Genomic DNA, 25,567 nt, shown 5'->3' with positions numbered 1-25,567 from the left:
CGCGTCAGTGAGATCAGGATTGCCACACGCCAAGCACGGACTGCGCCTGGACCTGCGCACGCTCATTCTCGTCCTTTGTGCCCTCACCGCCCTGGTGATGCTGTGCGCCAGCTATTTCGCCAGCTACCGGGTGCAACGACAGTTGCTGATCGACCACGCGCTTGAAGCGAACCGCGTGTATGCGGCCAAGCTGGCGGCCATCACCGAGACCTTCATCAGCAACGCCTTGCAGCATCTGTCGTTCAGCGCCGGTTTGCAGGGACGTCAGATGGACGACACCGAAGCGATGGTGGCGGAAACCGAGCGTCTGCTGCGACAGAGCAGTGCCTTCAACTCCACCTTCGTGGTGGACGCCGAGGGCGTCCTGCGGGCTATATCGCCCGCTACACTACGTCGTTTCATCGGCACCCGCGTGCATTCACCCGGGTCCCAGGAGGCACTGACCCAGCGCCGGCCTCTGGTCTCGACGCCTTTTCTGTCAGCCGCCAACAACCTGGTGGTAGCGCTGTCGCACCCGATCTTCGATGGCAACGGCCGGTACCTCGGTTATGTCGGCGGCAGCCTTTACCTGCGCGAGCGCAACATCCTCAACAGCTTGCTGGGTGAACATTTCTACAAAGACGGCTCGTACCTCTACGTGGTCGATCGCAATCGTCGGTTGCTGTATCACCCCGATGCAGAGCGTGTCGGCACGCTGGTGGAAGGCAACGCACTGGTGGACCAGTTGGCGACGGTGCCCAGCGGCACCCGGCAAGTGACCAATACCCGTGGCGTCGAGATGCTGGCCGGATTCGCCACCGTACCCAGCGCGGGCTGGGGCGTGATAGCCCAGCAGCCGCTGGAGCAAACCGTTGCACCATTGAGCCACCTGATACTCAGCGTGATGGGTATTTCAGCTCCCTTGGCGTTGCTTGGCTGCCTGCTGCTCTGGTGGCTGGCAATGATCATCGCCCGCCCGCTATGGCAATTGGCGGCCGGGGCCAGGTCGATGGACCGCGCCAGTACCGCCGAACGCCTGCATCGCGTGCGCGCCTGGTACTTTGAAGCGGCCGAGCTCAAGCGTGCGCTACTGTTTGGCTTGAACCTGTTGCACGAGCGCATAGGCCGGCTCAACCGCGACGCCCAGACCGACCCGCTGACCGGGCTGGGCAACCGCCGCAGCCTGGAGTTCAGCCTGTCGCTGCTCAAAGCTGAAGGGCGGCGATTCTCGGCCATCGTCCTGGACATCGATCACTTCAAGCGGATCAACGATGGCCATGGCCATGATGTTGGCGACCAGGTGCTGCGCCGCCTCGCCGAACTGATGCGCGGCTGTTGCCGTGAAGGCGACCTGCTATGCCGAACCGGTGGCGAGGAGTTTCTGATGCTGTTGCCCGGTGCCAGTCTGGAGGTGGCCACGAATGTAGCCGAGCGCCTGCGAGTGACGGTACAGGACACGCCGCTGGAGCCGGTGGGCGCAATGACCATTTCGCTGGGTGTCGCGCATTGGCAGGCAGTGGAAGGCAGCGACCCTGGCGAGGCGCTGAGCGAGGCGGATCGGGCGCTGTACCAGGCCAAGCAGAGCGGGCGCAACCGGCTGTGCACCGGTGATTCGCAGGGCTGAGTCCTATGCGATGCCAGGTGCGGCAATCCGCCACCGCGAAGCACTACCTGACCATTCACCCCAATGCTAGATTCGCCGCCATGAAAATCACCCCACGGGCCCGCGTGCTGCCCTGGCACTGGAATACCAGTAGGACACCGAGGACAGTCCGTACTGGGGCTCGCCGCTCCTGCCTGGTCGCAGCACCCTGCAGAGCGACAAGAGCCAGCGCTTCGAGAACTACAACGTCGGCGACGGGCGGTACGATCAGCTCAACGAAGCGCTCAACGGCGCATCGGTGTCGCGCAAGGGTAATGCACCAAATGTCGGCAACCTGTGGCTGACCTACAGCCTGCCCCAGGACGGGTCAGGGGGCGTGGACGCTCGCTATGTCGACTCGGTGTACGCCGACAACGCCAATACCCCCAAGGCACCAGCCTACACCCTGTAGGGTGCCTTCGTCCGCTATCACCTGGACGAGCACACCCCCCTCACCGGGCGGGTGCGCAACCTGACCAATGAGGTATATGCCAAGCAGGCCTACCACCAGCAGTACTACATGGGCGCGCCACGCACCTTCGAGCTGGCGCTGGACCTTCGTTTCTGATCGTTTGGCCGGTCAGGCCGACGCCACCGCACCGATGAAGTTCGCCAGCTCCGCCGTACGCGGGGCGGCGAACACTTCGCGGGGGTCTCCCACCTCGTGCACCTTGCCGTGGTGCATGAACACCAGTTTGTCGCCCACCTCGCGGGCGAAGCGCATTTCGTGGGTGACCATGATCAGGGTCATGCCCTCGCTGGCCAGTTGGCGAACCACGCCCAGCACTTCGTTGACCAGCTCCGGGTCCAGTGCCGAGGTGATCTCGTCGCACAGCAGTACCTTCGGCGACATCGCCAGCGCCCGGGCGATTGCCACGCGTTGCTGCTGGCCACCAGAGAGTCGGTCAGGATACGCATCGAACTTCTCGGCGAGCCCCACCCGCGCCAGCATCTGCTCGGCCAGCTGGCGGGCCTCTGCACGGCTGGCCTTCTTCACCACCTGTGGCGCGAGCATCACGTTCTCGCCCACGCTCAGGTGCGGAAACAGGTTGAACTGCTGGAACACCATGCCAACCTTCTGGCGCAGGGCGCGTAAGTCCGCGCGGCTGGCATCGAGGTATTCGCCGTCGACTTCGATCACCCCATCGCTGATCGACTCCAGACCGTTGAGGGTACGCAGGAAGGTACTCTTGCCCGAACCACTGCGGCCGATGATGGCCACCACCTCGCCTTCCTCGATACTCAGGTCAACGCCCTTGAGCACATGATTGTCGCCATAGTATTTGTGCAGTGCGGATACTCTAAGCAGGGGCATGCAGCCTCCTTTCCAGATAACGGGCGCTCAGCGAGAGCGGATAGCAGAGAAGGAAATAGCCCAGCGCGACCAGGCCGTAGATCAGGAACGGTTCGAACGTGGCGTTGGCCAGCATGCCGCCGGTCTTGGTCAACTCGGTAAAGCCGATGATCGAGGTCACCGCCGTGCCCTTGACCACCTGCACCGAGAAGCCCACCGTCGGGGCGATGGCGATGCGCAGTGCCTGGGGCAGGATCACGTAGCGCAGTTGCTCCAGGCGATTCAACGCCAGGCTGCCCGACGCCTCCCACTGACCGCGAGGAATGGACTCGACGCAGCCACGCCAGATCTCGGCCAGGAAGGCGCTGGTGAACAGCGTGAGGGCAATGGCAGCGGCCATCCACGCCGAGACGTCGATGCCGAACAGCGCTATGCCGAAGAACACCATGAACAGCTGCATCAGTAGCGGCGTGCCCTGGAACAGCTCGATGTAGCCACGGGCAAAGCCACGCAATAAGGAGCTGTCGCTGATCCGCGCCAGCAACAGCAGCAACCCGGCCAGCCCGCCGCACAGAAACGCGACCAGCGACAGCAGCAAGGTCCACTGCAGCCCGGTTAGCAGGTTTCGGACAATGTCCCACAAGGTGAAATCCATTCAGCGTCTCCCCATTAGCCAACGTTGGCCGACCCAGGCCAGCAACTGGCGCACGACAATGGCCATGACCAGGTACATCAGCGTGGTCAGCAGGTAGGTTTCGAAGGCGCGGAAGTTGCGCGACTGGATGAAGTTGGCGGCAAAGGACAGCTCTTCGGTGGCGATCTGCGAACACACTGCCGAGCCCAGCATCACGATCACGATCTGGCTCGACAACGCCGGCCAGACCTTGGCCAATGCAGGGCGCAACACCACATGGCGCAGTGCCTCGAAGCGGCTCATGGCCAATGCCGCAGCGGCCTCCAACTGCCCCTTGGCTATAGCCTGGATCCCCGCACGGATGATCTCGGTGGAATACGCCCCGAGGTTGATCACCATCGCCAGCACCGCCGCTTGCCACTCGGTCAACCTGACGCCCAGCGCCGGCAAGCCGAAGAAGATGAAGAACAGCTGGACGATGAAAGGCGTGTTGCGGATCAGTTCCACGTACACGCCGAACAGCGCATCGAACGGGCGCAGCCGCCAGGCGCGGACCACCGCGCCGACCACGCCGATGGCGACACCGAGCAGCGTACCGATAACCGTCAGCTGCAAGGTGAACAGCGCCCCCCTGAGCAACAGGTCACCCTGCGCCAGCACCGGGGCGAAGTCGAATTGATAGGCCATGGTTCAGGCTCCGCTTGCCGCTCAAAGATCAGCCGGCAGCGGTTGCTTGAGCCACTTCTCGGCATTGCGATTGAGGCTGCCGTCGGCCTTGGCCGCTTCCAGGGTGGCGTTGACCTTCTCCAGCAACGCAGGCTCTTGTTTGGCCAGGCCCACATAAACTGGCGAGTCCTTGAGCTTGACCTTCATCACCGGGACCTTGGAAGGGTTCTTCTCGGCGATGGCAGCCATTACCACACTGCCGCTGGCGATCAGGTCGACCTGGCCGGACAGGTAAGCGGCGATGGTCGAGTTGTTGTCCTCGAAGCGTTTGATAAGGGTGCCTTGGGGCGCGACGGCGGACAGCTCCATGTCCTCGATCGCGCCACGGGTGACGCTGATGGTCTTGCCAGCGATGGCGTCGATATTGTCGACCTTGGCGTCCTGCGGGCCGAATACCGCCAGGTAGAACGGCGCATAAGGGCGGGAGAAATCGATCACCGCCGCGCGCTCGGGGTTCTTGCCCAGGCTCGAGATCACCAGGTCGACCTTGCCGGTGGTGAGGAATGGAATACGGTTGGTGCTGTTGACCGGCGTCAGCGCCAGCTTGACACCGAGCTTGTCGGCCAGCAGCTGGGCGGTGTCGATGTCCAGGCCACGAGGCTTGAGGTCGGGACCGACCGAACCGAACGGCGGGAAGTCCTGCGGCACCGCCACCTTCAGTACACCGCGGGCAGTGATGTCGGCGAGGGCGTCGGCCTGCGCCTGGGACAAGCCCAGGGTGCTGCCGCAGAACAGGGTGGCCAGAAGCAGGGGACGGAACATCTTCATGGAAAAGCCTCGCAGGGAACGGGGTGATGAGTCTGCAAGGCCATTGCATGGGCCATGCCAGATCCCTGAAAACACACGACGAACCCTGCGCAAGGCCCGCGCCTGCAAGGTCTTACTGGTCTGAACAGTTACTTCGAACGCTTCACCCACAGCGGTGCGCCGCGCCCCGCATTCGTGCAGGGTGAACCGATTCTGCGCCACACCGGGGCAAGACTTGCAAGGCGCCGCCAATGCCCGTAAAAGGAGCGGATATCGCCTCCGACCGGTCTGAACAGCATGCTCGACACCCTCCCCCGCGCAGTCCCTGAAATCGCCCTGCAGGCGATTCGTAAACTGATCGACGACGGCGGTTACCTGCCCGGCGATGCCCTGCCCTCGCAGCGCGACCTGGCGGAACAATTGGGCGTCAGCCGGGCTTCGTTGCGCGAAGCCCTCTCCTCGCTCAGTGCGCTGGGACTGGTGAGCGTCCAGCCGGGCAAGGGTGTGTTCGTCCAGGCGCCGCTGGCCCAGACGCCGCCGGCGTTCGCCTGGCCCTACGCCGAGCAGGTGTCGGCCGCCGACACCTTCCAATTGCGCTACACGCTGGAAGGTTTTGCCGCCGGGCAAGCTGCCTTGAGGCTGACCGCTGACGACATCGACCGCCTGGAGGCCAATGTCGAGGCCATGCGTGTGGAATTGCGGGCCGGTCGCTTCGAAGCGGCCGCGCGCCTGGACTTCGCCTTCCACCAGCAGTTACTGCAAGCCTGCGGCAACCAGGCGATGCTGCAGGTGATCACCGCCAGCCAGGAGATCTTCCTGGAAAGCCAGAAGCTTCCGTTCATTCGCCCCGAGCGCGCCATGGAAACCTGGCAGGAGCACCGCAAGATCCTCCGCGCGCTGGCACGGCGTTCGCAAGTTGGAGCGCAACGGGCCATGCAGGAGCATATTCGCAATGCCGCATCGCGTACTGGCGTCGTATTCACCGTCTAAGCGATTGCGACTGGACGGTCGTTGTGGAAACCGGCTTGCCGACCATCACCGCTCGGCCGGTGCATACACCGCATGGGTCGCATCGCCGGCAAGCCGGCTCCTACGGGGCCGTATCGCACGACAAACGGTCAAAACAGATATCCCGATGTCGCCCTCGAAGCAGCACTCACCCGCGCTGGCCTGTCTACTGCCTGTACCACAACGATAAAGCGGCCCGACCGCTCTACATTCATCCAGGCTGCCTATGACCACCGGAGAGCACACGCATGTCCGCACCTCATGAGGTATCCCCCGCCACGCTACGCCGCGTCATCGCCGCTTCGGCCATCGGCAATTTCGTCGAGTGGTTCGATTTTGCCGTCTACGGTTTTCTCGCCACCCTGATCGCCAGCCAGTTCTTCGCCAGCGAAGATGCCAGCGTGGCGCTGCTCAAGACGTTCGCGGTATTCGCCGTGGCCTTTGCCTTGCGCCCCCTGGGCGGAATTGTGTTCGGCGCCTTGGGCGATCGGCTTGGGCGCAAGCGCGTCCTGTCGATGACCATCTTGCTCATGGCCGGCTCCACCACCCTGATCGGCCTGTTGCCGACCTATGCCAGCATTGGCCTGGCCGCCCCCGCACTGCTGACCCTGGCGCGCTGCCTGCAGGGCTTCTCTGCCGGCGGCGAGTATGCCGGTGCGTGTGCCTACCTGATGGAGCACGCGCCCAGAAACCGCCGGGCCTTCTACGGCAGTTTCGTTCCGGTTTCGACCTTCTCGGCCTTCGCCTGCGCCGCAGTGATCGCGTACGGGCTGGAAGCCAGCCTCACCAGCGAAGCGATGAACACCTGGGGATGGCGCATTCCGTTCCTGGTCGCCGCGCCGCTGGGGCTGGTCGGCCTCTACCTGCGCTGGCGCATGGAAGAAACCCCGGCCTTCCGCGAAGCCATGGCCGAGGGCAAGGCACACGAGCACTCGCCGCTCAAGGAGACCCTGCGCACCCATGGCCGGGCGATCCGCAACCTGGGAGCTTTCATCTCGCTGACGGCGCTGTCGTTCTACATGTTCACCACTTACTTCGCCACCTACCTGCAACTGGTTGGCCACCTGACCCGCGCCCAGTCGCTGCTGGTGACTACCGTGGCGCTGCTGTTCGCCGCCATTGGCTGCCCGCTGGCTGGCGCATTCTCGGACCGGGTCGGACGGCGCAAGACCATTGGCTTCACCTGCCTGTGGGTAATGGCCTGCGTGTTCCCTGCTTACTGGCTGGCCAGTTCCGGGTCGATGTCCGGGGCACTGCTGGGGGTGATCCTGCTGGCGGTCGGGGCGCTGCTAAGCGGGGTGGTGACCGCGGCGCTGCTGTCGGAAACCTTCCCGACCCGCACCCGATACACCGCATCGGCGATCACCTACAACGTGGCCTACACGCTGTTCGGCGGCACGGCGCCCTTGGTGGCGACCTGGCTGATCGGCCAGACCGGCAGCAGCCTTGCGCCAGCATTCTACCTGGTGGTGATTGCCCTGGTGGCATTGCTGGGCGGCCTGGCGCTACCGGAGACATCGCGGATCTCGCTGCACGAGCCACTGCCAGCACAAGGCAGCCGGGAAGCCGCCCGCGGCGCGGCCTGAGTCACGCTACAGCCTGATTGCACAGCATGGGGGCGACCCGTCGCCCTCATGACGCCTTGCGCGAGCGTTTGGTCGTCGATTTCTTGCCCTTGACGGTCTTGCCGCCGCCCAGGCTGCGCTTGAGCAGTTCGGTGAGGTCGATGATGTCGGCGCCTTTCTCCGTACGGGTACCTTCGCCCTTCTCCACCGTCTCGATCTTGCCTTTGCTGGCCTTTTCCTCCACCAGGTCAAGAATGGTCTGGCGAAACGCATCGTGGTACTCATCCGGGGACCACGGCCCGCTCATGTCCTCGACCAGCCGCTTGGCCATGTCCAGTTCGCGCTTGTCGACCTTGGCTTCGGTCACGCTCTTGTCCAACTCCAGGGTTTCAATGCTGCGCACCTCCTCGGGCCAGCGCAGGGTGATCATCACCAGGGCATCGTCCAGCGGCCGCAGCAACGCAAGGTGCTGACGGGTGTGCAGCACCACCGTCGCCAACGCCACCTTGCCGGTGCTTTCCAGGGTTTCGCGCAACAGTGCGTAGACCTTGCCACCACGGCGGTCGGGGCTCAGATAGTAAGGGGTGTCAAAGTGCTGCAGCGGGATGTCGCCGGCGTCGACGAAGGAGAAGATGTCGATGGTTTGGGTCGCCTCAGGCCGCGCGGCGCGAATCTCTTCCTCGCTGATCACCACATAGCGACCTTTCTCATACTCCACGCCCTTGACGATGTTTTCCTTGTCGATGTCCTTGCCAGTGACCTTGTTCACCCGTTTGTAGCCCACCGGCTCCATGCTGCGCTTGTCGAGCCAGTCGAAATCGACCCGCTCGGTACGCACCGCCGTATTGAGCGAAACTGGGATGTGCACCAAGCCGAAACTGATCGCGCCTTTCCAGATGGCCCGCGCCATGCTGACCTCCTATGGGTTGAACGGATCGCCAGCGCTGCTGTAGCGCAGGGCGCCGCAGCGCTCGCAACACTGGCATTCGAGACCCGCGACTTCACGGGTCATCACCGTGCGCCACTGGCAACCACGCAGCAAGCAGACGAGTTTCATCAGCTACCCCTCCAGCCATCACCAAACGAGGCTTGTTACTGCAACTGACTGCGCGCTGACGCGAAGGTTTAATCCCAGGGCCATTGCACCCTCATGCCGTCCCGCTCACCAGTGCGTTCATCTCAGCGATATCACGCGCTACCTGGTCGGCGGAGTGGTCGAACATCGCCTGTTCCCGGGTATCCAGAGGCAACTCGATCACCTGCGAAATCCCGTCCGCTGCCAGTACGCATGGGACGCCCATGGCGATACCCGTGCGCCCGTACTCGCCCTCAAGCATCGCGACCGTCGGCACGATACTGCGCCGTCCGTAAGCGATGGCGTCAACCATCCGCGCAATGGCCACGCCCGGCGCATCGCAGGCGCTGCCCGATTTTTTCAAGCCGAGGATCTCGCCACCGCCCTGCCGTGTGCGCTGCACGATCCGCGCTATCTGCTCGTCCGACAGGAAGTGGGACAACGGCACCGAACCGACCGCGCAATAGCGCATCAACGGCACCATGCTATCGCCATGCCCGCCCAGCACCAGCGCGGTGATATCCCGCGCTGAAAAGCCGGTTTCCTCGGCGATGAAACACTTCATGCGTGCGGTATCGAGCACCCCTGCCTGCCCAAATACCTTGTTGCGCCCCAGCCCGCTGAGGGACCAGGCCCGATAGGTCAGTACGTCGACCGGATTGGACACCACCAGTACCGTGGCGGCTGGCGCATGCTGCTGGATATCCCGCATGATGCCATCGAGAATCGGCAGGTTGACGCTCAACACATCCTGACGCGACTGGCCGGGCTTGCGCGGCACACCGGCCGTTATCACCACCAGGTCGGAGCCCTGCAGGCATTGGGCATCGGCCCCGCCGTAAACCCGGGTATCAGACCCTGACTCGACCGCCGCCTGCCACACATCCAGTGCCTTGCCCCGTGCCAGATCACCCTGCACATCGATCAACACCAACTCGCTGCACAACTCTTCCCGGGCGATGGCCTGAGCCGCCGCCTCACCCACCATCCCAGCACCCACGATTGATAGCTTGTTCACCTGACACCTCCCGCGGTGCGCCACCGGCTATGCGCCCGCCTGTACAGAGAAGTATCGTCTGCTAAAGCCAAAAGACCACCCGCGCCTCAGGCGTACCAGCAGTGTCCGTGGGAACCGCGCGTGACAGCGTTGGCAGTTAAACCGCGCCCATCCACCATCAGCGCAAGTAGTCCTGGACCCACTTTACCCAACAATCGGCGCCAATCTTCACCAGCGCATCGTTGAAGTCGTAATGAGGATTGTGCACCGAGCATCCATGGAACTCGCCCGTACCATTGCCCAACATGAAGTAACAGCCTGGCCGCGCCTCCAGCATGTAGGCGAAGTCTTCGGTGCCCATGACCTTGCTGGGCATTTTGTCCAGCACTGAGCCGTCGGCGAACAAAGGCCTCAGGCTTTCACGGAGCAACGTGCTTTCGTGGTCGCTGTTGCACAGTGCGGGCGCCAGTTGGGTGAATTGCACATCGATCGCCACGCCGAAACTCTCGGCATGCCCCTTGACCAGAGCGTCGATGCGGCGGTTGATCTTGTGTTGGGTCTGGGCCGTGTCGGTGCGCACGCTCAACAGCATGCAGGCCTCGTCAGGGATGATGTTGTAGACGGTGCCGGCTTGGATCATGCCGATGCTGATGACCGCATATTCATCCACGCTCAGGTTGCGCGACTTGATGGTCTGGATGCCGCTGATCAGGCTGTTCAACGCCATCACCGGGTCCACCGACAGCTCCGGCATCGCACCGTGCCCGCCTTTGCCGGTAATGCGAATGCTCACCCGCTCAGAGGACGCCATGGTAGGCCCGGCCTGCACCACGCAGGTACCCACTGGCAGGCCAGGCATATTGTGTAATGCGTACACCGAGTCGCATGGGAAGCGCTCGAACAGGCCGTCGTCGATCATCGCCTTGGCCCCGCCCAGACCTTCCTCGTCAGGCTGGAAGATCACATTCACCGTGCCATCGAAGTCACGCGTCTCGGCCAGTTGCGCAGCGGCGGCCAGCAGGATCGCGGTATGCCCGTCATGGCCACAGGCATGCATGCGCCCGGGAATCTTGCTGGCATGCTCGAAGCGATTCTTTTCGCTCATGGGCAATGCGTCCATGTCGGCCCGCAAGCCAATGCTGCGTGGGCTGTCCCCTGCTTTCAATACGCCGACCACACCATGCCCACCGACATTGCGATGCACCTCATAGCCCCAGGCCTGCAGCCTGTCGGCCACCAATGCGGCGGTATTGGGGGTGTCGCCGCCCAGTTCCGGCGCAGCATGGATCTGCCGACGAAGCATGACGAACTCATCCAGCTCTGCAGACGAGGGCCGAGGTTGCTTGCTCTGGAAAGTACCCATGTCACGCGCATCCTTTGTTTTCAGGGAAATGTTTGAGGCAGGCCAGGCTGACGACGCCCCCAGCCAATAGGAAATAGGCTGGCGCCAGCGCGGTGCCCATCACGCCAATCAACCAGGTAGCCACCAGCGGCGAAAAACCACCGAAGATCGTCACCCCCAGGCTATAGCTGACTGAGGTGCCGAAGGAGCGCCGAGCTTTGGGAAAACCTTCCATGATCAATGCGAAGAACGCACCGGCACCGATGCAGGACGGCAGGATCAGGATGGCTACGCACATCATGGCCAGGCCTGTGTGTCGCACTTCGCCAAGCAGGTGGAACACCGGCAGTATCAGCACCACCGGCGTCGCAACCGTCCACGCCAGCAGGCGCTTCCTGAGTTGATACTTGTCCGCGAATCGGCCAGCCAACGGGCAGATGATTGCCATGCAACCGCTGCTGATACAGGCAATGGCCATGGCGCTGCCCGGCGGGTAATGCAACGCCGTGGTCAGGTAGGTGGGCATGTAGAACACGAACAGGTACATGCCTATGGTCGAACTGGCCATCAGGCCGATGCCTAGGCCGATACGCTTGAGCAGCTCGGCGTCGAGCCCCCGCTCGGCCTTCTGCGCAGGCCCTGTGTCGTGGGTTTCGGGCAAACGCGTGCGAATGTACCAGCCGACCGGACCGATCAGCAGCCCGAAGATGAACGGTATTCGCCACCCCCAGCTTTCAAGGGCAGCGGGGTCGAGCAACTGGTTGAGGGCAACGCCAAAGCCTGCTCCCACCAATGCGGCGTAACCCTGGCTGGCGGCCTGCCAGCTGACATTGCGGCAACGGTTGCTCACTGCACTGGATTCCATCAGGAACACCGACGCGGTGCCGACTTCCCCGCCCGCCGACATGCCCTGGATGAGCCGGCCCGCCACCAGCAGCAAGGTCGCGAAAATACCTATCTGCGAATACGTCGGCGCGAAGGCGATCAGCCCGGTGCCCAGGGTCATCAGCCCGAGGGTCAGGCTCAATGCTGCCTTGCGTCCATGCCGATCGGCGTAGCGACCGATGACCATCGCCCCGACCGGTCGCATCAGGAAACCGACGCCAAAGGTGGCCAGCGACATGAGCAATGAAGCCATCGCCGAGTCGGAGGGGAAAAAGTGCTTGCCGATCAGCACAGCGAAAAAGCTGTAGATCGTAAAGTCGTACATCTCCAGCGCGTTGCCCAACGAGCACGCGATCAAGGTTTTGCGGGAGGAGGATGCTTTCGCGGCTGAATGCGGGCCTGTCTGCACGACTGACGGCGCGGGGGGCGTTCTGGTCATTGTTGTCTCCGATGGCAAATCGCGGCGTGCAACGAATATCTGCCAATCGGGCACTCAACACACTTGCAGTTTCGGCATGAAGCTAACCTCTGGTTAATTGGCCTCATCGGTGGTTGGCCAATTTGCCCTGAGCTAGCGCACAGTTTGCCCTGCCTCGCCACACCGCCCCAATTATGCCCACCGAACCGCGCCTGAAGGGCCGCTTCTCGGCGGCTTGGCAGCCTCTGTAGAAACGGCGCTCCCGCGAAACACAACGCCGCGTGAAGCTGCTATTAACCAAACGGCATGACATGGCCGAATAAGCAATCACGCTGAAACGTTCCGTTCACCGACGCTACGGGCACACATCACTGTGCTGGCTTGGAGTCGTGAATGAACACTCGCATGACGTCGTTGCTGTTGATGATCCAAGGGGCTTGCCTGGCCGTTCAGGCGCAAGCCGAAGGCTTTCCGGCGCTCGATCGCCTTGCGCCAGGTTTTGGTTACTACGGCGTGGATTACGGTTTCGATGACCAACTCAAGGTCTATGGCACCGTGGATGCATTCGCCAGCTATCACGATTCGCAGCACCATTCGGGCTACCGGCTGGCCGGGGGCGGCGCATGGACCAACAAGCTCGGGTTGTATGCCCGCAAGGGGCTCAGCCCCGATACGGTGCTGGAGCTCGACGTCGAAGAGGGCTTCAACATCAACGGCAAAGCCCTGGACGCAACCTGGGACAGCATTGGAAGTCTGCGCCTGGCAACGATCGCCCTGCGCTCGCGAACCCTGGGCAAGCTCGAGTTCGGCAAGACCTACAGCATGAGCACGCCCACCTACGCCGACCCGTTCCTGGCCACCTACGGCTCGCCTTACACCTACCTGGCCCTGCCTGCCGCTGGCAAGGGCGCCTATTACCTGGACCTGCGCCCCAAGCACACCCTGGCCTATACCAGCCCGAACCTGGACGGTTTCAGCATCGGCACCGCACTGAGCTTCGGCTTCGATGATGCCGCCAGCGCGGGGCGCACCGTCCGTGGCGGCGGTGCCAAGTTGCAGTACCGCAACAGCCAGGTCATGCTGCTGGCCTCCTACAACCTGTACTACAGCGATCCGTATGACGACGGTGGCGTCTCCCGGCAGACGGCCAACCACTACAAGAGCCTGTCAGCGTTCTATGACTTCGGCCCGTTGTCCACCAGCATGACCTGGCAACGCCAGGAGGTGGACCAGTCCGGTACGCCCAGCACCACGCTGTACACCTTCGGCGTGCTGGCACCGGTCGGCAATCGGGACGTCCTGCGTCTGGCCGTGATGCAACGCCAAGTCAGCGCCGGCGACAAGGACGCAACCGGGGTGATGATCGGCTATGACCATTTCATCACCCCGCGTTGGGCCATCTATGGGCGACTCGGCAGGATCGTCAACCAGCGAGCTTCGTCGGTCACCTACGCCGGCACACCGGTGGACCAGGTTGGCGATGATCCAAGCAATGTCGCGCTAGGAATGTACTACCACTTCTGAGGGTACCGGGCGAGTTTGCCTGAGCACCTGCCCGCGCAAGCTGTGGAACAGCTCCTGGGCAGGTGCCGTAAGGCTATGGCGGTCGATGCAGACCAAATTGATGGGGTAGTCCGGAATCAGCTCCTGCACCGGCATGGCCACGTAGTCGCACTCGACGCCAAAGGTGAACCCCTGGTCCACGGCCAGCTCACTGATCGTCATCAACGATTCGGTGTTCTTAAGCAGCTTGAGCGCCATCATCACGGAGGTGCATTCGACGGTGTTCTGCGGCACCCGAAGGCCATTGCTTTCGAACAACTGATGAAACTGCGACGCCTGGTCCGACAGTTCATCCAGGCTGATCCAGTTGGCATACTGCAAGGTGCGCAGCGACTTGGCGAACTTCTGCTGATTCGACGCATGGCAGATCACCCTGCCCTTGATACTGCCCAGTGCCTCCCAATCCAGACTCATACGGCTCAGCGGCTGCTGGGAGGTAATGGCGAAATCGAGGCTGCCATCGCGCAACCGCTGCAGGATCTGGGACGGCCGCAAGTCGGTGATGGTGATCTTCACCCTCGGGTACTTACGCCGAAAGGCCAGGATGCTCTCATCGACACCGTCGAGCATCGCAGTCAGCGAAGTGACCCCGATGGATACCGCGCCCAGCGCGGCATCCTGAATGCTCGCAGCTTCGATCTGCAGGCGCCGGATACTCTCCACCACGAGGTTGGCATGGCGAATGACGCGCTTGCCTTCCTCGGTGAGCGCCATGCCTTTGTGCGAGCGCTGCAACAGGGTAAAGCCAACCTCCCGTTCCAGCTCCTTGATCGAACGGCTCAATGCGGGCTGCGTGATGTGCATGAGCTTGGAGGCTTCAAGGATGCTGCCTGCGTTATGGATGGCGACCAGCGCCTTGAGTTGGTGAAGTTTCAACCGTCTGTACCTTGTTGTTAGCGGGCCGGGTTGATGCCCCGTACAGATTACACGGCCACACACGCCCTTGAAACATGCAGGCACTTTTCACATTCACCAACTAAGCACGTGCTCTACCCTATAAAGTCCCCACCTAGAAGTTCCAATACATGCTGGTCTGCCACAAGAAGGCATCCCCGCGCTTGGGCACTAACGTTGGATTATCCTGATACGTAAACCCGTTGATCCAATAGATACCCTTGGTGACCCGGAAGGCGTGGGAAAGTGAGACGGCGGTAATAGTATCGGCGGGCGCCAAACCTCGTTCGCCCATTACGTCGCGAAAGTCCTTACTGATAAATGAGCGGGTAAAGCCAATGGATGTCATATCACGAGGCCGCCCCGGAAACAGGCCGATGTCAAATAACGTGAACTGGACATCGCCGTTGTAAGCGTTGCGGTCCTTTGGCGCCCAGCTCGCCTTGGTATCCAGGTACAACCCTTGCGCAGTACCCGGGCTGGGGGTGGTCAACTGGATCGTATTGGCAACATACGCACCGTAGTTACTGTCGGTCGGCTGCTGCGTCTTCAAATAGGTGTAGTGCGATGTGTTATAGATCAGCCCGGCTCGGAACCAATGCGAATGGCTGCCCTGACCGGGCTGGACTTTGTAGCCGAACTCATTGACGAACAGGGGATTGGCGCCATCCACGTGCCACTTCAAGCCATAGGGGTTCTTTTGCACATCGGCCAGGAACCCTTCAGGTGTCATGCTTCGGCTGATGGAGGAATGGTTGTACCAGCGTTTGCTGTCGTCGCGGAAGGTGACATCGAATGACGGCGTCGGTGCGTTCAGGCTCAGGCCCACCTGAACGGGTATCACGCTGGTCGGACCAAGGGCCGCCGATGCCGAGTTACCGCCCAGAATCATGCCGTAGAACTGGCGAATCAGGGGGTAGAAGCCGTATTGCAGCTCCAGCTTGCCGTCGTTGAACGGCTGGTTGACCGCGAGAATCGCGACGTTGTGCAACCTTGGGTAGCCCTGTTGGTAGTTGGATGTCTGCACCTGCGGCGTGAATGTCAGCTGTGCATCCTTGCTGAAGCCGATGCGCTCAAGGTCATAGGTCAAGGTCAGGGCGACACTCTGGCTGTAGGTGAAATTCTGCCCGCCGTATTCTTGCGGGTCGCGGTTCTGACCTTTCAGGTCGTAAAGCCCCATCGGGTTCCAGGTCAGCTGTGCGCCGATACCCCGGTCGGCCAGTTCGGAGCGAATGCCGCCGGCATCGCCAAGCAGCGACTCACAGTTCGATTGAGGGCGGATGACAGCGGTCGCCCGCGAGAGAAACTGGTCAAAGTATTCACAACTGTAAGGTGCCGGTGCCTTGGACGCCTGGCCGACCGTGTCGTTTGTTTCTTCAGTCGACCCGGCAAACGCCGAATGGGTGAGTACCGATGAAACCAGCAGCATTAAAATGGACGGCAGGCAACTGCCCTTGTGACTTTTAAGCACGTCAGGACTCCCGAAGTTCTTGTAGTTGTACGGAAACCATCGCAAGGCGTGGACTTGCACCACAAGTAACCCACAGCAGCCGTTAACTTAGAAATCGTTTATGGCGAGCACCTCCTATCTTCATTGATTATGCCTCGGCATTACCCATCAGCTGGACGGATACTGCCACATCGATATTTATCATGCCCCGCCGCAACGTTTGAAACGCATACTTCCAGGCTGTTAGCCACTCGCGGAGAATTCCAATAATGCGTGACGCGATGATCGATGTAGATGTGCTGATCGTTGGCAGCGGGCCGGTCGGTGCGACATGCGCTCGCCTGCTCGTCGACCAGGGCCACTTGCACGTGCTGATGGTGGATGCCGGCCCACGATTGACCGAGCGCGCCGGCCTGCACGTTCGCAACCTGCCTGAAGAGGCCCGCGTGGCAGCACAGGTCGCCGCGCAAGGGCCGACCGCCTTCCGCTACGCAGTGCCCAGCATGCCTGAACGCGCCGGCGCTGCCGTGTTGGGCCGCTATCGACTCGAGCATCTCGTGCGCCCCGGCACTCACCTGCCGAACGGAGAACGATGGGGTGAACTGCCTGCCGCCGCTTGCTCGACCAATGTTGGCGGCATGGGCGCGCACTGGACGTGCGCGTGCCCACCGCCGGCCGACGGTGAAGCCATCGGCTTCATCCCCACCGACGAGATGCAAGCCGCCTTGGCGACAGCCAGGGAGCTGCTGCAAGTTACGGCGGCCGCGTACCCAGATACCCCTGTCAGCCAACGCCTGCGTGAACGCCTGAGCAATGCCTTCGCTGAGGTCACTTCGCGCGATCGCGCCGTGCAGCGCATGCCGCTTGCCTGCAGTGCCGAGCACGACCAACGCCGATGGAGTGGCAGCGATACGATTCTCGGTGCCTTGGCGGACGAAGCAGGCAGGCCGGAGCGATTCGAACTACGCCATGACACCGCCTGCCTGCAGTTGCTGGTCAGGCACGACCGCGTGATCGGTGCCCAACTGCTGGACCGCAGCAGCGGCACACGTTACCGCGTCGACGCCAAGACCGTCATCGTCGCCGCCGATGCACTGCGCACCCCGCAACTGCTCTGGGCCTCGGGCATACGCCCCCAGGCCCTCGGCCGCTACCTCAACGATCAGCCCCAGGTCGTGCATGCCGTTCGACTCGATGCCGAGGAATGCGGTATCACCCGCCCTGGAGAGGATGCGACGGTTGGCGTGTACTGGGTACCCTTCGACCGGCAGCATCACCCGTTTCATGGCCAGGTCATGCAGATGGAAGCGTGCCCGGTTGCACTGACGGATGAAGCCCAGGCGAACGTCGAGCACATCGTCGCCATGGGCTGGTTCTGCTGCAAGCAGGACATCCGCGCCGAAGACCGTGTGCGCTTCAGCGAGACCGAGAAGGACTTCCTCGGCATGCCCGCCATGACCCTCGACTACAGCTTGACCGAACGCGACCTGGCACAGGTCGACAAGGCGCGCGACCTGTTGCAGCGCGCAGGCAAAGCCCTCGGCCAGCCACTGGGTGAAGCACCTTTGATGTTGCCGCCAGGCAGCTCGCTCCACTACCAGGGCACGACGCGCATGGGCGAAGCGGACGATGGCACCAGTGTCTGTGACGACCGCGGCCAGGTATGGGGCTTCAGGAACCTGTTCGTCGCAGGCAACGGCGTCATTCCCACTCCGACGGCCTGCAATCCGACGCTGACCAGCGTCGCCCTCGCCGTACGCGCCTGCGAGCGCATCCTGCAGGAGCACACCCATGGTCACGCTTAAAGGCCCCTCGCTGTTCGTTGCGCAGTTCGTGGGCAATACCGCCCCCTTCGACACCCTGGACAACCTGGCCGAGTGGGCAGCGAGCCTTGGCTACAAGGCCTTGCAACTCCCCTGCGATCCACGCCTGTTCGACCTGCAGCAGCTTGCGCAAAGCCAGGGCTATGCCGATGAGATCCGCGGTCGGTTGGACCGACACGGGGTCGTTGTCAGCGAGCTTTCCACTCACCTACAAGGTCAGTTGATCGCCGTGCACCCTGCCTACGACACGCTCTTCGACGCGTTCGCTCCCCGTGAAGTGCGCGGCAACCCCGGCGCACGCCGGCAATGGGCCAGCGAACAAGTGGCGCTGGCTGCGCGGGCCTCTGTGCGCCTCGGCTTGACGGCCCACGCGACCTTCTCCGGTTCGCTGGCATGGCCCTACCTCTATCCTTGGCCGCAACGTCCGCAAGGGCTGGTCGAGCGAGCTTTCAAGGAACTGGGCGATCGCTGGCGTCCTCTGCTGGACACCTACGACCGGCACGGCGTGGATGTCTGCTTCGAGCTGCACCCCGGCGAAGACCTGCACGACGGAGTCAGTTTCGAGCGCTTTCTGGCCGAGGTCGACCAGCATCCCCGGGCAAAACTGCTGTACGACCCCAGCCACCTGCATCTGCAGCAGGTCGACTACCTGGCCTTCATCGATCACTACCATGCACGGATCGGGGCATTTCATGTCAAGGATGCCGAGTTCCGACCCGATGGCCGCCAGGGTCTCTACGGCGGCTATGGTGACTGGATATCACGCGCTGGCCGATTCCGCTCGTTGGGCGACGGACAGATCGACTTCAAGGCGATCTTCTCGCGCCTGGCAACCTACGACTATCCAGGCTGGGCCACCCTCGAATGGGAGTGCTGCCTCAAGCATCCCGAGGACGGTGCCCGCGAAGGCGCGCGGTTCATCGCAGAGCACATTATTCCCGTGGCGCGCTACGCCTTCGACGACTTCGCAAGCAGCACCCTCGACGCAACGGCGCAATCGCATCTGCTGGGCATAGGAGGCGAGCGATGAGTGCACAGACACGGCGTCTGCGACTTGGCATGGTCGGCGGCGGTGACGGCGCGTTCATCGGTGCCGTCCACCGCATGGCAGCCCGCCTCGACGACCGCTTCGAGTGGGTCGCGGGCGCATTGAGCAGAGATCCCGCACGAGCCGATTCCAGCGCCAGGGCATTGTTCATTCATCCAGGGCGCAGCTACCACGACTGGCAGGTAATGGCGCGCGCCGAAGCGATGCGTGACGATGGCATCGATGCCGTGGTGATCGCCACGCCCAATCACCTGCACATACCGATTGCGTCGGCATTCATCGACCATGGTATCGATGTGATCTGCGAGAAGCCCCTCGCCCGCACGTACGCCCAAGCTCATGCACTGGCCGCGACCGTACGTGCGAGCGATCGCATCTTTGCCGTGACCTATCCCTACAGCGCCTACCCCATGGTGCGTGAGGCGCGCCGATTGGTAGCCGCCGGAGCCATCGGCGAGGTACGCGTGGTCCAGGTCGAGTACGCCCAGGAATGGCTCACGGATCTGTCGCAGAGCCCGCAGGCAACCTGGCGCGATGACCCTGACCAAGCTGGGCCGGCCGGGGCACTGGGCGATATCGGCAGCCACGCCTTGCACCTGGTGGAGTTCGTCAGTGGCCTGGTATTGAACGAAGTCTGCGCAGACCTCGCATCGCTGGTGTCTGGACGTCGCCTGGACGACCAGGTGCAAGCGCTGTTGAGGTTCACCAACGGCGCTCGGGGCGGCCTCTGGGCCTGCCAGGTGGCGCCCGGACAGGAGAATGGGCTACGCCTCCGGCTGTTCGGTAGCAAGGGCGCATTGGCCTTCGATCAACAACAACCCGAGGCGCTGCTGTTCACCGAAACCGGCCAGGCGACGCGCATCATCAAACGCGCAGCGGGCGAACATGCGCGACAACGGGATGCGCTGTTGCGCCTACCCGCGGGCCATCCGGAGGGATACCTGGAGGCATTCGCCCAGCTTTATTGCGATTACGCAGAGCTCTGGCTGGCACGACAAACCCTGCGTCCCGCCGCCTACGCAGCTACCCTGCTACCTGATTTCGACACAGGACTACGCGGTCTCGCCGCTATCGAGGCCATGTTGCGCAGCCACGCCCTGGGTGGCCAATGGGTGAAGCTGGGACACTGAGCGCCCTTCCCCCACTGGCGCTTGCACAAGCTGGGCTGCGCATGTGAGCAACTGCTCGCGCAGCCACGTGTGCGCGGGTTCCTGATCACGGTGTCTGGGCCATTGCATCACTTGCCGGCAACGCGGTGCCTGTTGTGAGGCGTTGAGCATCCGCAGGTTCGGGTAGCGTTGGCAGAACCTGCGCGCGATGAAATCCGGCAGCCTCACGCGCAGATTGCTCGCCCCGAGCAGTGTCGGCAGCGCCAGCAGGTGGTCGGTGCGCCAACCCTCGGTCGACTTCAGCCCAAGGTCCGAAGCGATCACCTCGCAGCCATCGTCTGGATCGACGACAAAGCTCGGCTCGACCGGGCGCTGGCAGACCAGCGTCGCCAGCGGCACGTCGAGCAGCATCTGGCTGGCGTAGGCCTCGTCGTGCTCATCGAATGGGCGGATCAGCACATCTGCGCCATGACGCTGGAAAGCATCCTGGACTGCGCTCTCGCCCAGCTGGGAAATCGACAGCACTTCCAGACGAGCCCCAGGCGCAAGCTTCACCAGGCGTTGATACAGCAGCGGAATGAGAAAACCCGCGTCGAGGTCCGAGCACATCACCTTGAACGATTGCCGGGTATGCGCAGCATCGAATACCTTGTCGCGACGCGCGATCTCGGCCGCTCGATGCACGGCATGACGCACTTTCTCGCGCATTTCCAGTGCCAGCGGGGTCGGGCGCATCCGTCGGCCGTCCGGCTCCAGCAGGGGGTCATCGAAATGCAGGCGCAACCGGGCCAGGCCTGCGCTGATCGCGGGCTGGCTGACGTACAGCTGCTCGGCTGCCCGACTGACACTGCAGTGTTCAAGCAATGCGTCCAGCACGACCAGCAGGTTCAGGTCTAGAGCCCGATAACGCATGGCAGCGCTCCTTTGTCCGGCAGGTTCACACAGCCTCGGATCAACTGACGTACCCAATCGTGCAGTGGCTCTTGTATGGCGCCAGCCCGCCAGGACAGCCGCTGCACCAGCCTTGCGGTGTCGAAAGGCAGCGGCCACACCTGGAGCGGTCTCTGCGTCCTGTACGCACGACTCAGGGACGCGGGCACGCAGGCAATCGCCTGCCCTGCGTCCAGGTAGGTATCAAGGGCCAGGTAACCCGGCACCCACGCACAGATGTCGCGGGTTTCATCGCCCGCGAAGTGCTGCCCCGCCACCCGCAGGTGCGGCAGGCGGTTGAACGTTTCCAGGCTCAGGCCGTCTTGCAAGGCGGGGTGATCGGTCCGGGCGAGACACTGCCACTGCTCATCGAAAAGTGCCTCACTATGGCTGCAGGCGTCGCTGGCGATCATGAAATCGATCTGCTGACGCGCCATCCAGGCATCGAGGTTTTCAGCGCTGCCCCGGGGTGCGGCCAGCAGTTGAACGCGCATGGCAGGCGCTTGCCGGCCCAAAGCCCTGATGATCCGTGGCAGCAGTTGCTGGGCCAGATCGTCGGTGCAGGCAATGCGCAACGTAGCATCGCACTGCGCGGGCACGAAGGCCGTTGATTGTTCGAGCAGGCCGCCCACATCCTGCAACCACTGCCTCACCAAAGGCTTGAGCTCCTGACTAAGCGCGGTGGGCAGCATGCTGTGATTGCCCTTGACCAGCAGTTCGTCTGCGAAATGCTCGCGCAACCTGGCCAGCGACGAGCTGACGGTGGACTGCCCCAGGCCCAGGCGTTGCGCGGCCCTTGAGACGTTGCACTCCTGCAGAAGGATATCCAGCACCATCAGCAGATTCAGATCCAGCCCCTTCAATCGCATGAGCGCGGCCCCTCAACGACGTGAAGACTGAAGATGGAGACACCCAAGCGCATTAGGATCGGACGGCCCTCCTGGTTGCGGCGTTGGCATTCTTGCTGGCATTTCCATGTCGACCTCCTGCACCCGCCTCGGCGAGCGGGCCTTTCTTGTTGTGGGTGGCAAGCAAAGTCGCTTGCAAATAGAACCATAATTCTGGTTCTATGAGTCATACTTAATTGCCTTTTCATGTCCGTCAAGTTTTTCCTTGCGGGCCATCGGAAAAAACTCCAAGCTTGCCACCATGACTACCCCAAACGTACGCCCGCCCCAGCAAGACCGAAGCCGCCAGTCCCTGGAAAAAGTGCTCACCGCAGCGCGACAACTACTGTGCGAAAGCCTCACCGCAGACCTCACGCTGATTGAGGTCAGCAAGGCAGCTGGCGTATCGATCGGCTCGATCTACGGCCGTTTCAAGGGCAAGGACGACTTGCTGCAAGTAGTCTTCGAAGATGCGCTCGAGAAGATGGACCTCGAGTGGCAGTCCTCGATGCGCGAGCTTGGCGCCCGCCAGCTTGACCTCTCGGAACGGTTACCACTGTTGGTGGACACCCTGGCCGAACACCTGGCCCGGCATGCCGCGATCCTCAAGCCATTCATGAACCGCGCCAGCCACGCCGATATCGCCCGTTCAGGCAAGGAATATCACGCCAGGATGGCAGCCGCGTTCATGGCACAGATCAACGCTCACCAGGATGAAATCCGTCATCCAGACCCTGACCGCGCCATCCATTCCTGCTTTCGCATCATCTACTCCTCGCTTGCCCGTTTCCTTGGGCTGGGCTCGGCGGCCGACGCCGCGGGCGAAGGCGACTGGAACCACTTGAAGCAAGACCTGGGCACCATGAGCGTGCTCTTCCTCACCCATTGACCGCCTCCCGCCTCGGCTCAACCGCCGAATCGGGATTGGCACTGCCTTAAATTAGAATTAGAATTCTTGTTTTATCCAATCAGGAGGTTAGCCCCTTGAAGGCGATAGACCCGCATGCACGCGCGTTTCTGATCCTCATGGCCGCCGTGAGCGCCTTGGGTGCGCTAGGAATCGACATGGCGCTGCCGGCCAACGGCAGCACCGCTTCAGCGCTAGGGATCGCGCCGGAGGCGATGGTCTGGTCACTCAGCGTGTTCCTTGCTGGCTTCGCCGCCGTTCCACTGATCGCGGGCCCGCTGTGCGACCGCTACGGCAGAAGGCCGGTGCTGCTTGTCTCGCTGGTGCTGTTCAGCGTGGCCAGCCTGGGCTGTGCGCTGTCGGACAGCCTCGGTACGTTGCTTTCCTGGCGGTTGCTGCAGGGCGTCGGCGGCGGCGCTGGCCGACCGGTGATCCTGGCAATCATGCGGGACTGTTTCCAAGGCAGCGAGGCGCGCAGCAAGCTGTCGTTCATGGCCGCCCTAGGGATGCTCGCGCCTCTGCTTGCGCCGAGCCTGGGCTCGCTGCTGATCGGGTTTGCACGCTGGCAGATGCTGTACGTGTTCCTGGCGGTTTACGGGATCGTGATCGGGCTGCTGCTCGCCCGTGGTTTCAAGGAAACCCTCAAGGTTCCCCTGCCCCAGCTCAGCCCAAGGTCCCTGGCCGCGGGATACATGAAGGCGCTGGCAGAACCCCTGTTCCTTGCCGGCACCCTCGTTACGTCTGCCTCGTTCGCCTCGATCTTCGCCTACGTCGGTGCCGCCCCCAGCCTGTTCATCGATACCCTGGGGCTGACCCCACAACAATTCGGGCTCACCTTCGGCGCCTGCTCGGCGGGACTGATCGTGGGGGCCGTCAGCAACGGGCGCCTCAGCGCCAAACATGTCGAAGCACACAAACTGCTGCTCGCCGGCGCCGGGTTGGCCGTCGCGGGCTGTGTAGGGCTGGCGACCTGCGCACTCACCGACGCCCGTTCGATCTGGCCCTGGTTGGTCGCCATCCTTGCATTGACGATGTCTGGCGGGCTGGTCAGTGGCAATGCAACGCAAATGGCGCTGCAGCCTTTCCGTCAGCACGCCGGCACTGCCAGCGCGCTGATGAGTGCCATGCAGATGGCCGGTGCATCGCTGGCTGGGGCACTGGTTGCCGCCCTGGCGTCCTTCGGCAGCGGCCTGTCGATGGTGATCGTCTGCGCCCTGTGTCAGGCGTTCATGGTTGGCGGAATCGTCTGGCTACGTGCCCAGTAGCCTTCCAGGGAGAGTGCGAGCGTGGCTGCAGAGTCGTGACGCTGACAAAACAAAGGGCCTCCTGAACAGGAGGCCCTTTGTTTTACTGCCGATAAAGCGTTTCAGGCGGGAAGCTTGCGTAGCGCATGCCCGTGTCCGGAAAGCGAATAGGCGAAGATCGCGGCTGCTAGCACCAACGCCACGCCACCGAATACCGAAAACGGCACCATGATATTGCCCTCAGCCTGCACGCGCAGCAGGTTGACGAACAGTGGGCTGACGAACATCCCGGCGAAGAAGGCACTGGACCACGCCCCCATCGCCCGACCGCGATGCGCAGGCCCCACCAGCGAGGCCACCCAGAAGATCATCGCGCTGACGGCCATGCCGGCACCGACCTGTTGAACCACCGCGCCAACGCCCATGACCATCGGGTTGCGTGCCTGCCCGATAGCGATCATGCCCGCACCGATCAACGCCAACGTGACGGTGAGCACACGCTCCGGCGTGGTCCGGCTGGAGACCCAGCCGAACAGCAATGCCCCCAGCGGCACCGCCAACGACGCCAACGACATCAGCATGCCGATGCGCTGCGGCGATGCGCCGTCCAGTGCATGGAACGCGGTACCGGCGTTGATGGTGTAGACGTAGTACACGACGGCAATGACGAAGGTGGTCAGGCAGATGGTCGCCATGCGCAGCCAAGGGAAAACGCTGTCGTCGATCAGCGGCTCGTCATCGTGGCGGGTATCGGCATCGGGCTCGAACATCCATACCTTCATGGCCAAGCACAGCGGGAAGGCGATGGAGTAGATCCAGAACGCGCCATTCCAGACCAGGGCGGTCAGGTAGCCAGAGCTGGCGATGACAGCGGCGGCGAGCGAAGGCCCGACGAACCCTTGCAGCGCCAGCCAGAAGCGACGACGGCGGACATTGAAATAGTTCACCAGCATGGTGTTAGCCAGCGTCAGTACCACGGCCTCCGCCAGACCCACGCCCAGACGGCTGGCGAAGATCAGCGTCAGCGACTGGCACCACAGCGGCATGGTACCGCACACGCCGAACAGGAATGTCGCACCGATGAGCAGACGACGACGCCCCAGCCGGTCGGCAAGCAAGCCGGCAAAAGGCGCCACGAAGGCGATGACCAAGCCCGGTGCGGTGATCATCAACGGGATAAGCACCTGCGCATGGGCGACAGGCGCGAAGTGCTCGATCAGCGTCGGTACAGCCGGTGCCAGCGAGACAATAGCCAGAATGGGCAGGAATCCGGTCAGCACCATGATCAGGCCTTGCGCCACCCCGGCGCGTGGAGCGGTTTGAGCAGCAGAAAGGGGAGTTCCCACGATCTTCTCCTTCATTGTTCTTGTGGAGATCAAACGGACTGGGCACGCAGCAAG

Annotated in this window: 23 protein-coding genes and 1 pseudogene; 10 read left to right on the top strand and 14 right to left on the bottom strand. The window is 62.7% G+C overall.

What is annotated here, in order from left to right:
• Positions 1–19 precede the first annotated feature (19 nt).
• Both VXM67_RS12230 and VXM67_RS12225 read left to right on the top strand, forming a co-directional pair.
• Entirely contained in the window at positions 20–1,603 is a 1,584-nt protein-coding gene (locus VXM67_RS12230; protein WP_023380185.1) for a sensor domain-containing diguanylate cyclase, read from the top strand.
• Positions 1,604–1,835: 232 nt separating this feature from the next.
• A pseudogene (locus VXM67_RS12225) lies at positions 1,836–2,189 on the top strand (TonB-dependent receptor); the annotation flags it as partial.
• A gap of 12 nt (positions 2,190–2,201) precedes the next feature.
• On the opposite strand, the gene VXM67_RS12220 reads toward VXM67_RS12225, so the two are convergent.
• The 4 genes from VXM67_RS12220 to VXM67_RS12205 are packed head-to-tail and all read right to left on the bottom strand — an operon-like array spanning position 2,202 to position 5,037.
• A complete protein-coding gene (locus VXM67_RS12220; protein ID WP_023380184.1) occupies positions 2,202–2,936 on the bottom strand; it encodes an amino acid ABC transporter ATP-binding protein in 735 nt (244 codons plus the stop codon).
• The gene (locus VXM67_RS12215) at positions 2,923–3,570 is read right to left on the bottom strand and encodes an amino acid ABC transporter permease (RefSeq protein WP_023380183.1); all 648 of its coding nucleotides are present in this window, start codon (positions 3,568–3,570) and stop codon (positions 2,923–2,925) included. The genes VXM67_RS12220 and VXM67_RS12215 overlap by 14 nt, the downstream gene beginning before the upstream one ends.
• The gene (locus tag VXM67_RS12210; RefSeq protein ID WP_023380182.1) at positions 3,571–4,236 is read right to left on the bottom strand and encodes an amino acid ABC transporter permease; all 666 of its coding nucleotides are present in this window, start codon (positions 4,234–4,236) and stop codon (positions 3,571–3,573) included.
• A gap of 21 nt (positions 4,237–4,257) precedes the next feature.
• On the bottom strand, positions 4,258–5,037 hold the full coding sequence (locus tag VXM67_RS12205) for a transporter substrate-binding domain-containing protein (protein WP_049818750.1): 780 nt from the start codon (positions 5,035–5,037) through the stop codon (positions 4,258–4,260).
• Positions 5,038–5,319: 282 nt separating this feature from the next.
• Here VXM67_RS12205 and VXM67_RS12200 point away from each other — a divergent pair, with 282 nt between their 5' ends.
• The gene (locus VXM67_RS12200; protein ID WP_023380180.1) at positions 5,320–6,012 is read left to right on the top strand and encodes a FadR/GntR family transcriptional regulator; all 693 of its coding nucleotides are present in this window, start codon (positions 5,320–5,322) and stop codon (positions 6,010–6,012) included.
• A 266-nt stretch (positions 6,013–6,278) separates the two neighbouring features.
• Entirely contained in the window at positions 6,279–7,616 is a 1,338-nt protein-coding gene (locus VXM67_RS12195; RefSeq protein ID WP_027907177.1) for an MFS transporter, read from the top strand.
• A 46-nt stretch (positions 7,617–7,662) separates the two neighbouring features.
• On the opposite strand, the gene VXM67_RS12190 is transcribed toward VXM67_RS12195, so the two are convergent.
• The 5 genes from VXM67_RS12190 to VXM67_RS12170 form a co-directional block, all read right to left on the bottom strand.
• On the bottom strand, positions 7,663–8,505 hold the full coding sequence (locus VXM67_RS12190) for a Ku protein (RefSeq protein WP_023380178.1): 843 nt from the start codon (positions 8,503–8,505) through the stop codon (positions 7,663–7,665).
• Between the two features lie 9 nt (positions 8,506–8,514).
• A complete protein-coding gene (locus VXM67_RS12185) occupies positions 8,515–8,652 on the bottom strand; it encodes a PSPA7_2676 family Cys-rich small protein (protein ID WP_167332796.1) in 138 nt (45 codons plus the stop codon).
• A 91-nt stretch (positions 8,653–8,743) separates the two neighbouring features.
• A complete protein-coding gene (locus tag VXM67_RS12180) occupies positions 8,744–9,688 on the bottom strand; it encodes a malate dehydrogenase (RefSeq protein ID WP_023380177.1) in 945 nt (314 codons plus the stop codon).
• A 157-nt stretch (positions 9,689–9,845) separates the two neighbouring features.
• On the bottom strand, positions 9,846–11,030 hold the full coding sequence (locus tag VXM67_RS12175; protein ID WP_023380176.1) for a M20 aminoacylase family protein: 1,185 nt from the start codon (positions 11,028–11,030) through the stop codon (positions 9,846–9,848).
• Between the two features lies 1 nt (position 11,031).
• Positions 11,032–12,333, bottom strand: a complete 1,302-nt coding sequence (locus tag VXM67_RS12170) for an MFS transporter (RefSeq protein ID WP_367237047.1) — start codon at positions 12,331–12,333, stop codon at positions 11,032–11,034.
• A gap of 372 nt (positions 12,334–12,705) precedes the next feature.
• Between VXM67_RS12170 and VXM67_RS12165 the strand changes: the two genes are divergently transcribed.
• Positions 12,706–13,836, top strand: a complete 1,131-nt coding sequence (locus VXM67_RS12165) for a porin (protein ID WP_027907175.1) — start codon at positions 12,706–12,708, stop codon at positions 13,834–13,836.
• Here VXM67_RS12165 and VXM67_RS12160 read toward each other — a convergent pair.
• Together VXM67_RS12160 and VXM67_RS12155 are read right to left on the bottom strand one after the other, a co-directional pair.
• Positions 13,813–14,751, bottom strand: a complete 939-nt coding sequence (locus VXM67_RS12160) for a LysR family transcriptional regulator (protein ID WP_104881875.1) — start codon at positions 14,749–14,751, stop codon at positions 13,813–13,815. The two genes, VXM67_RS12165 and VXM67_RS12160, sit on opposite strands and share 24 nt — an antisense overlap.
• Before the next feature lie 133 nt (positions 14,752–14,884).
• On the bottom strand, positions 14,885–16,240 hold the full coding sequence (locus VXM67_RS12155; protein ID WP_202676079.1) for a carbohydrate porin: 1,356 nt from the start codon (positions 16,238–16,240) through the stop codon (positions 14,885–14,887).
• A gap of 248 nt (positions 16,241–16,488) precedes the next feature.
• On the opposite strand from VXM67_RS12155, the gene VXM67_RS12150 reads away from it, so the two are divergent.
• Genes VXM67_RS12150 through VXM67_RS12140 form a run of 3 tightly spaced genes read left to right on the top strand, consistent with a single transcriptional unit; the run spans position 16,489 to position 20,220 of the window.
• The gene (locus tag VXM67_RS12150; RefSeq protein WP_367237046.1) at positions 16,489–18,024 is read left to right on the top strand and encodes a GMC oxidoreductase; all 1,536 of its coding nucleotides are present in this window, start codon (positions 16,489–16,491) and stop codon (positions 18,022–18,024) included.
• Complete coding sequence (locus VXM67_RS12145) at positions 18,011–19,072, top strand: sugar phosphate isomerase/epimerase family protein (RefSeq protein ID WP_367237045.1); 1,062 nt, start codon at positions 18,011–18,013, stop codon at positions 19,070–19,072. Before VXM67_RS12150 ends, VXM67_RS12145 begins: the two co-directional genes overlap by 14 nt.
• Positions 19,069–20,220: a Gfo/Idh/MocA family protein gene (locus VXM67_RS12140; RefSeq protein ID WP_023380169.1), complete on the top strand. Its 1,152-nt coding sequence runs from the start codon at positions 19,069–19,071 to the stop codon at positions 20,218–20,220. Before VXM67_RS12145 ends, VXM67_RS12140 begins: the two co-directional genes overlap by 4 nt.
• Here the strand turns inward: VXM67_RS12140 and VXM67_RS12135 are convergent.
• Entirely contained in the window at positions 20,143–21,111 is a 969-nt protein-coding gene (locus VXM67_RS12135) for a LysR family transcriptional regulator (protein ID WP_023380168.1), read from the bottom strand. The two genes, VXM67_RS12140 and VXM67_RS12135, sit on opposite strands and share 78 nt — an antisense overlap.
• Positions 21,093–21,998: a LysR family transcriptional regulator gene (locus VXM67_RS12130; protein WP_104881877.1), complete on the bottom strand. Its 906-nt coding sequence runs from the start codon at positions 21,996–21,998 to the stop codon at positions 21,093–21,095. Before VXM67_RS12130 ends, VXM67_RS12135 begins: the two co-directional genes overlap by 19 nt.
• Before the next feature lie 280 nt (positions 21,999–22,278).
• On the opposite strand from VXM67_RS12130, the gene VXM67_RS12125 reads away from it, so the two are divergent.
• Together VXM67_RS12125 and VXM67_RS12120 are read left to right on the top strand one after the other, a co-directional pair.
• Positions 22,279–22,905: a TetR/AcrR family transcriptional regulator gene (locus tag VXM67_RS12125; protein WP_023380166.1), complete on the top strand. Its 627-nt coding sequence runs from the start codon at positions 22,279–22,281 to the stop codon at positions 22,903–22,905.
• A 95-nt stretch (positions 22,906–23,000) separates the two neighbouring features.
• Positions 23,001–24,188, top strand: coding sequence for a multidrug effflux MFS transporter (locus tag VXM67_RS12120; protein WP_367237044.1), 1,188 nt, complete (start codon positions 23,001–23,003; stop codon positions 24,186–24,188).
• A 101-nt stretch (positions 24,189–24,289) separates the two neighbouring features.
• Here the strand turns inward: VXM67_RS12120 and VXM67_RS12115 are convergent, their stop codons facing one another.
• A complete protein-coding gene (locus VXM67_RS12115) occupies positions 24,290–25,513 on the bottom strand; it encodes an MFS transporter (protein ID WP_209439656.1) in 1,224 nt (407 codons plus the stop codon).
• Positions 25,514–25,567 lie beyond the last annotated feature (54 nt).

The sequence above is a fragment of the Pseudomonas sp. Rh2 genome (assembly GCF_040762985.1).
In the GTDB taxonomy this organism is placed as follows: domain Bacteria; phylum Pseudomonadota; class Gammaproteobacteria; order Pseudomonadales; family Pseudomonadaceae; genus Aquipseudomonas; species Aquipseudomonas taiwanensis.
The sequence above is the reverse complement of the archived record's forward strand: the minus strand, read 5'-3'. Positions and strand labels throughout refer to the sequence as shown.